This is a genomic window from Zoogloea sp., assembly GCF_028689785.1.
Taxonomy (GTDB): Bacteria; Pseudomonadota; Gammaproteobacteria; order Burkholderiales; family Rhodocyclaceae; genus Zoogloea.
In genome coordinates this window covers 24,756-32,732 of the sequence record NZ_JAQVCN010000055.1, presented here as the reverse complement: position 1 = coordinate 32,732, position 7,977 = coordinate 24,756, and the positions used below count along the sequence as shown (strand labels likewise).

General features: G+C 69.2%; 3 protein-coding genes. All 3 read right to left on the bottom strand.

Annotated features, from left to right (window positions below; all coding sequences use genetic code 11):
- Positions 1–188: 188 nt before the first annotated feature.
- The 3 genes from PHI64_RS18560 to PHI64_RS18550 all read right to left on the bottom strand — a co-directional run bounded on the left by PHI64_RS18560 (position 189) and on the right by PHI64_RS18550 (position 7,763).
- Positions 189–3,308: a multidrug efflux RND transporter permease subunit gene (locus PHI64_RS18560; RefSeq protein WP_299886042.1), complete on the bottom strand. Its 3,120-nt coding sequence runs from the start codon at positions 3,306–3,308 to the stop codon at positions 189–191.
- A gap of 136 nt (positions 3,309–3,444) precedes the next feature.
- A complete protein-coding gene (locus PHI64_RS18555; RefSeq protein WP_299886039.1) occupies positions 3,445–6,510 on the bottom strand; it encodes an MdtB/MuxB family multidrug efflux RND transporter permease subunit in 3,066 nt (1,021 codons plus the stop codon).
- Entirely contained in the window at positions 6,507–7,763 is a 1,257-nt protein-coding gene (locus tag PHI64_RS18550; RefSeq protein WP_299886036.1) for an MdtA/MuxA family multidrug efflux RND transporter periplasmic adaptor subunit, read from the bottom strand. Before PHI64_RS18550 ends, PHI64_RS18555 begins: the two co-directional genes overlap by 4 nt.
- Between the last annotated feature and the right edge of the window lie 214 nt (positions 7,764–7,977).

Genomic DNA, 7,977 nt, shown 5'->3' with positions numbered 1-7,977 from the left:
GGTGCTGGCGGCGGGCTGGGCCTGGGGATCGCCGGCGGCGGCGAGCTTCCAGCCGTCGGCTTCGCGGAACTGGGCGGAGACGGGGGCGTCCGGGCGTTGATAGTCGGGGCCGACGGCGCAGCCGGCCAGGAGCAGGATGGCGCAGAGCAGGGCGAGGCGGGGTTTCATGCGGGCAGAGGCGTGGTGGTTCATGGCTGCAGGGGAGGCGTTGCGGGCAGGCCCGGGGTGCTGCGCCGGCGGCGGCCGAGGGCCAGGCGCAGTCGGTCGAGCTGGAGGTAAACCACGGGCGTGGTGTAGAGGGTGAGGATCTGGCTGAGGACGAGGCCGCCGACGATGGTGATGCCCAGGGGCTGGCGCAGCTCGGCCCCGTCGCCCACGCCGAAGGCCAGGGGCAGGGCCCCGAACAGGGCCGCCACGGTGGTCATCATGATCGGCCGGAAGCGCAACAGGCAGGCCTCGAAGATGGCGTCCCGGGGCGACAGGTCGCGGCTCCGTTCTGCCTCTATGGCGAAGTCGATCATCATGATGGCGTTCTTCATGACGATGCCGATGAGCAGGATCACCCCGATCAGGGAAATCACGCCGAACTCGGTGTTCGACAGGATCAGGGCGAGGATGGCGCCGACGCCGGCCGAGGGCAGGGTGGACAGGATGGTGACGGGGTGCATCAGGTTCTCGTAGAGCATGCCGAGGATCAGATACACCGCCACGATGGCGGCGAGGATCAGCAGGGGCTGGCTTTTGAGAGAGGCCTGGAAGGCCTTGGCGTTGCCCTCGAAGCTGCCGTGCACCGCGCTGGGTACGCCGATACGCGCCATCTCCAGGCGTACCGCGTCGGTGGCCTCGGACAGGGACACGCCGAGGGGCAGGTTGAAGGAGATCGTGGTGGCCACGCTGCCGCCCTGGTGATGCACGGCCAGGGGCATGCTGCCGGCCTCCCAGCGGGCAAAGGCAGCCAGGGGCACACGGTTGCCAGCCGGGTTCACCACGAACAGGTCGTTGAGGGCCTCGGGGCTTTGCAGGTGGCGCTGTTCGGCCTCCAGCACCACCCGGTACTGGTTGAGGGGGCCGTAGATGGTGGACACCAGGCGCTGGCCGAAGAGGTCGTTGAGGGTGGCATTGACCAGGCGCTGGTTGAGGCCCAGGCGGGCCATGGCGTCCCGGTCTACCTGCAGGTAGGTCTGCTCGCCCTTGTCCTGGCGGTCGGAGCTCACGTCTTCAAGCTGGGGCAGCTTGCGCATGGCCTCGCGGATGCGTGGCTCCCAGGTTTTGAGGGTCTGCAGGGAATCGGACTGCAGGGTGAATTCGTACTGGGCACCGGACATGCGACCGCCAATCCGGATGTCCTGGGCCGCCACCAGGAACAGGCTGGCGCCCGGCTCGCGGGTGAGCTTGCCGCGCAGGCGGGCGATCACCTGGTCAGCGTTCATCTTGCGTTCGGCGAGGGGCTTGAGGGTCACGAACATCATGCCGCTGCCGCCCCGAGGGCCCCCTCCGCCGCCGCCGCCGGCATAGCCGACCACGTTATCCACCGCCGGATCGTTCTGCACGATGGAAACGAAGCGGGCCAGCTTGCCCTGCATGGACTGGAAGGAGGTGCGCTGGTCGGCGTCGATGAAGCCCATGATGCGGCCGGTGTCCTGCTGGGGGAAGAAGCCCTTGGGGACGATGCCGTACAGGTGGATGTTGAAGGCCACCGTGGCCAGCAGCACCGCCAGGGTCACCCAGGGGTGGCGCAGCACCAGGGCCAGGCTGCGGCCGTAGCCGGCGATCAGCGCGTCGAGGGCACGGGTGGCGAGGGAGGGCTGGCGCGGCGCAGCGTCGGGCGGCGGGGAGCGCAGCAGGTGGGCGGCCATCATCGGGGTGAGGGTCAGGGACACCACCAGGGACACCAGGATGGCCGCCGACAGGGTGATGGCGAACTCCCGGAACAGGCGCCCGACGATGCCGCCCATGAGCAGGATGGGGATGAACACGGCGACCAGGGACAGGCTCATGGCCAGCACCGTGAAGCCTACCTCCCGGGCACCCTTGAGGGCCGCATCGAAGGGGCGCATGCCGGCCTCCAGATGACGGCTGATGTTCTCCAGCACCACCACCGCGTCATCCACCACGAAGCCGGTGACGATGACCAGCGCCATCAGGGAGAAGTTGTTGAGGGAGAAACCGCACAGGTACATCACCGCGAAGGTGCCGAGCAGGGACACCGGCACGGCCACGCTGGGGATGAGGGCGGCCCGCGCATTGCGCAGGAAGAGGAAGACCACCATGATCACCAGGGCCACCGAGAGCAGCAGGGTGTGCTGCACCTCGCGCAGGGACGAGCGGATGGTGAGGGTGCGGTCGGCCACCACGTCGAGCTTGATTTCGGGGGGCAACTCGGCGCGCAGCAGGGGCAGGATGGTCAGGGCCCGTTCGACGGTCTCGATCACGTTGGCGTCGGGCTGGCGGTTGACCAGCAGGATCACCGCCGGCTTGTCATTGGCGAGGCCGATGTTGCGGGTGTCCTGCTCGCCATCGAAGACCCGGGCCACGTCGCCCAGGCGCACGGCGGCGTTGTTCTTCCACGACACGATGGTGGGCAGGTAGTCGGCGGCCCGGCTGGCCTGGTCGCTGGCGCCCAGCTGCCAGTGTTTGTCGGCATTCTCCAGGCTGCCTTTGGGGCGGGTCACGTTGGCCGCGTCGATGGCCTGGCGCACGCTCTCCACACCGATGCCGGCAGAGGCGAGGGTGGCCGGGTCCACTTCCACCCGTACCGCCGGCAGCGAGCCGCCGCCCAGGCTGACCTGGCCGACGCCCTTCACCTGGGCCAGGCGCTGGGCCAGCACCGTGGAGGCCAGGTCGTACATGCGGGCCCGGGAGACGCTGTCGGAGGTGAGGGACAGGATCAGCACCGGTGCGTCGGAAGGGTTGATCTTGCGGTAGCTGGGGTTGCCCGCCATGCCGCTGGGCAGCTGGGCGCGGGTGGCGTTGAGGGCCGCCTGCACGCTCTTCGCGGCAGTCTCGATGTTCTGGTCCAGGTCGAGCTGCAGGGTGATGCGGGTGCTGCCCAGGGAACTGGTGGAGGTCAGCTCGGTGACCCCGGCAATGGTGCCGAGGGCCCGCTCCAGGGGCGTTGCCACGGTGGCGGCCATGGTCTCCGGGCTGGCCCCGGGCAGGCTGGCGGAGACCGTGAGGGTGGGGAAGTCCACCTGGGGCAGAGCCGCCACCGGCAGCAGCCGGTAGGCCACCAGCCCCACCAGGGCAATCGCCAGCGCGAGCAGGGAGGTGGCCACCGGGCGGCGGATGAAGAGGGCCGACAGGTTCATGGCCGGCGCCCTCTTTGCGGGCGGAGGGCGACTGAAGTCGCCCCTACGGGGGGGGCGATGGCGCGGGAGGAGACAGGGCCCGGGCTGTGTAGGGGCGACTTCAGTCGCCCGCGGACGTGGCGCAGCGGCAGGCGGATCATGCGAAGGCCGCCTTCCAGTGACGGGCGGCCCGGTCGAAGGCCAGGTAGATCACCGGGGTGGTGAAGATGGTGAGCACCTGGCTCAGCAGCAGGCCGCCGACCATGGTGATGCCCAGGGGCTGGCGCAGCTCGGAGCCGACGCCGCTGCCCAGCATCAGGGGCAGGGCGCCCAGCAGGGCGGCCAGGGTGGTCATCAGGATGGGCCGGAAGCGCAGCAGGCAGGCTTCACGGATGGCCTCGAAGGGCGACTTGCCTTGCTCCCGCTCCGCCTCCAGGGCGAAGTCGATCATCATGATGGCGTTCTTCTTGACGATGCCGATGAGCAGGATGATCCCGATGATGCCGATCATGCCCAGCTCATGGCCTGACACCAGCAGGGCCAGCAGCGCACCCACGCCGGCCGAGGGCAGGGTGGACAGGATGGTGACCGGATGGATGGTGCTCTCGTAGAGCACGCCCAGCACGATGTACATGGTCACCACGGCGGCGAGGATGAGCAGCAGGGTGTTGTCCAGGGAGGCCTGGAAGGCCAGGGCGGCGCCCTGAAAGCTGCTGCGCACGCCTCGGGGCAGGCCCAGCCCGGCCTCGGCGGCGCGGATGGCCTTGACTGCGTCGCCCAGGGCCACGCCGGGGGCGAGGTTGAAGGACAGGGTCACCGCCGGAAACTGGCCCAGGTGGTTGATGGCCAGCACGGTGTGGCGTTCGCTGATGCGCGCCACCGACGACAGGGGCACGCTGCGCCCGCCGGCCGCGGGTACGTAGATGTGCTCCAGTGCGGCCGGGCTGGTCTGGAACTCGGGGGCCACCTCCAGCACCACCCGGTAGAGGGCCGACTGGGTGAAGATGTTGGATACCTGGCGCTGGCCGAAGGCGCTGTAGAGGGCGTTGTCGATGGCGGCGGGGGTGATGCCCAGGCGGCCGGCGCTGTCCCGGTCGATGTCGATGTAGGCCAGGGCGCCCCGGTCCTGCAGGTCGGAGGCTACGTCGGCCAGCTCGGGCAGGGCCTGCAGGCGTTCGAGCAGGCGGCGCGACCATTCTGCCAGCTGGGCCTCGTTGGCGCTCTCCAGGCTGAACTGGTACTGGGTGCGGCTGGCCCGGTCCTCGATGGAGAGGTCCTGCACCGGCTGCATGAACAGGCGGGTGTCCAGGCGCTTGTCGGCGAGGCTGGCCTGGAGGCGGCGGATCACCTCGGCGGCGCTGGCGTCCCGTTCGCCGTGGGGCTTGAGGCGGATGAGCATGCGCCCGCTGTTGAGGGTGGTGTTGGTGCCGTCCACGCCGATGAAGGAAGACAGGTTGTCCACCGCCGGGTCGGCCAGCACCACCTCGGCGAGGGCGCGCTGGCGCTCGGCCATGGCCCTGAAGGAGCTGTCCTGGGGGGCGTCGGAGATGGCCTGGATGAGGCCGGTGTCCTGCACCGGGAAGAAGCCCTTGGGGATCAGCACATACAGCAGCACGGTGAGGGCCAGGGTGCCCACCGACACCAGCAGGGTCAGGCGTTGGCGCGCCAGCACCCAGTCGAGCATGCGCGCGTAGCGGTCCACGATGGCCTGGAAGAGGGCGCCGTTGTGTTCGTGGCGATGGCCGGTGGGCTTGAGCAGGCGGGCCGACATCATCGGGGTGAGGGTCAGGGACACCACTGCCGAGATCAGGATGGACACCGCCAGGGTGATGGCGAACTCCCGGAACAGGCGGCCCACCACGTCACCCATGAAGATCAGTGGAATCAGCACGGCGATCAGCGAGACGGTGAGGGAGATGATGGTGAAGCCGATCTGCTTTGCCCCCTTGAGGGCGGCTTCCAGCGGCGTCTCGCCGTCTTCCACGTGGCGGCTGATGTTCTCGATCATCACGATGGCGTCGTCCACCACGAAGCCGGTGGCGATGGTGAGGGCCATCAGGGTGAGGTTGTTGATGGAGAAACCGGCGGCGTACATCACCGCAAAGGTGCCCACCAGGGACAGGGGCACGGCCACCGCCGGGATCAGGGTGGCGGTGAAGCTGCGCAGGAACAGGAAGATCACCCCCACCACCAGGGCCACGGCCAGCACCAGCTCGAACTGCACGTCGCGCACCGAGGCGCGGATGGAGGTGGTGCGGTCGGTGAGCAGGCGCAGGTCCACCGAGGTGGGCAGGTCGTCGGCCAGGGCCGGCAGCAGGGCCTGCACCCGCTCGGCGGTGTCGATGACGTTGGCGCCGGGCTGGCGGTGGATGTTGATGATCACTGCAGGGCTCTTGTCGGCCCAGGCGGCAAGGCGGGTGTTCTCCACGCCCTCCACGGCCTCGGCCACGTCGCCCAGACGGATGGGGGCGCCGTTGCGCCAGGCCAGGGTGAGACGGCGGTAGTCCTCGGCGGACTGGAGCTGGTCGTTGGAATCCAGGGTGGTGGCCTTCACCGGGCCGTCGAAGCTGCCCTTGGCCATGTTGACGTTGGCGTTGGCAATGGCGCTGCGCACGTCCTCCAGGCTCAGCCCGGCCGAGGCCAGGGCCTGGGGATTGACCTGCACCCGCACGGCGGGGCGCAGCCCGCCGCCGATGGTGACGAGGCCGATGCCCGGCAGCTGGGAGATCTTCATGGCGATGCGCGTATCCACCAGGTCAGCCAGGCGCGCCATGGGCAGGCTGCCGGAGCTGACCGCCAGGGTCAGGATGGGGGCGTCGGCGGGGGTGATCTTGCTGTACACCGGCGGCATGGGCAGATCCTGGGGCAGGAAGCTGCCGGCAGTGCTGATGGCCGCCTGCACCTGCTGCTCGGCCACATCCATCTTCAGGCTCAGGTCGAACTGCAGGGTGATGACGGAGATGCCCTCGCCGCTGGTGGACGACATGCGCTTGAGGCCGGGCATCTGGCCGAACTGGCGTTCCAGGGGCGCGGTGATGGCCGAGGTGGTGACGTCGGGGCTGGCGCCCGGGTAGCGGGTGGCGATCTGGATGGTGGGGTATTCGACCTCCGGCAGGGCGGAAACGGGCAACAGGCGCAGGGCGATCAGACCGACGAGGAGAATCGCCAGCATCAGCAGCGAGGTTGCCACCGGCCGGAGGATGAAGGGACGCGACGGGTTCATGCCGGCTTCTTGCGCTCGCGACGCTCGGCGTCGGGGCCGGCAGGGCCACCGTTGCCGCGCTGGCGTGATTCGGGCGAGGCGAGCTCCACCGGGGCGCCATCGCGCAGGCGGTCGACGCCTTCAACGACGATCTTCTCGCCGGCGGCCAGCCCGGATTCGATGCTCACCGTGTCGGCGGTGGCCGGGCCGAGGACCACCGGGCGCATGCTGGCGGTCTTGTCCTGCTCATTGACCACATACACGAAGCTGCCCTGGGCACCCTTGAGGATGGCGGCCGAGGGCACCAGCACCGCGTCGTGGCGGGTGTCCACGCGCAGGCGGGCGCTGACGAACTGGTTGGGGAAGAGCGCGCCGTCGGCATTGTCGAACTGGGCCTTCAGGCGCACGGTGCCGGTGCTGGTGTCGATGAGGTTGTCGGTGCTCACCAGGCGCCCGCTTGCCAGCTTGCGCCGGCCGTCCCGGTCCCAGGCTTCCACGCTGAGGGTTTTGCCGGCGCGGCCCTGGATGGCCGGCAGGTGGCTGGCGGGTACGGCGAAGAGTACGGAGATGGGGCGGGTCTGGGTGAGGATCACCAGGCCGGTAGCGTCGCTGGCGCGCACCATGTTGCCGGCGTCCACCTGGCGCAGGCCCAGGGTGCCCTCCACCGGGGCGGTGACCTTGGTAAAGCTGAGGTTGAGGCGGGCGGTGTCCACCAGGGCCTTGCCGGTCTGCACCGTGCCTTCGAGCTGGCGCACCTGGGCTTCCTGGGCGTCCACCTGCTGGCGGGCGATGGAGTCCTTGGCCAGCAGGCCTTTGTAACGTTCCAGGTCGAGCCGGGCATTGGCCAGCAGGGCCTCGTCGCGCTTGAGCTGGCCGCTGGCCTGCTCCAGGGCGGCGGTGTAGGGGCGCGGGTCGATCTCGGCCAGCAGCTCGCCGGCCTTCACGGTCTGCCCCTCCCGGAAGGCGATGCGCTGGATCTGCCCGTCCACCCGGGGTTTGAGGGTGACGGTGTTGAAGGCCGTTACGGTGCCGATGGCGTTGACGCTGATATCCATGTCGCCCGTGCGGGTGGTGGCCGCCAGCACCGGTACCGGACGGTTGCCGGCCTCGCGATTGCGCCCGCCCCTGCCTTTCTGGGGACCGTCGGGGCGGCCCCCGGGCGCGGCGTCGGCGCTGGCGGCCTGGGCCGGGGCCGCACCGCGGTAATAGAAAGCACCGGCAGCCGTTGTGGCGGCGACCAGGGCAAGGGTGCTCCAGAGGTACTTCTTTTTCATGGGGAGGAATCTGCTTGGCAATAGGGCGCCTGCCGGAATGGTGCTCGGGCGCCGACGTGCGGAATAAAGGCAGGTTTCGTGCCGGGGCCTTAGCCGAATTGAGGCGAAGCTATTTCCGGGGGCGAATAAACGCCCAAATGCTTGAATTGAATTGATTCAGCCCCACGCCCGCGGAATTGAAACGGGAATGGGGCTGAATTGATCGGGTAATGGC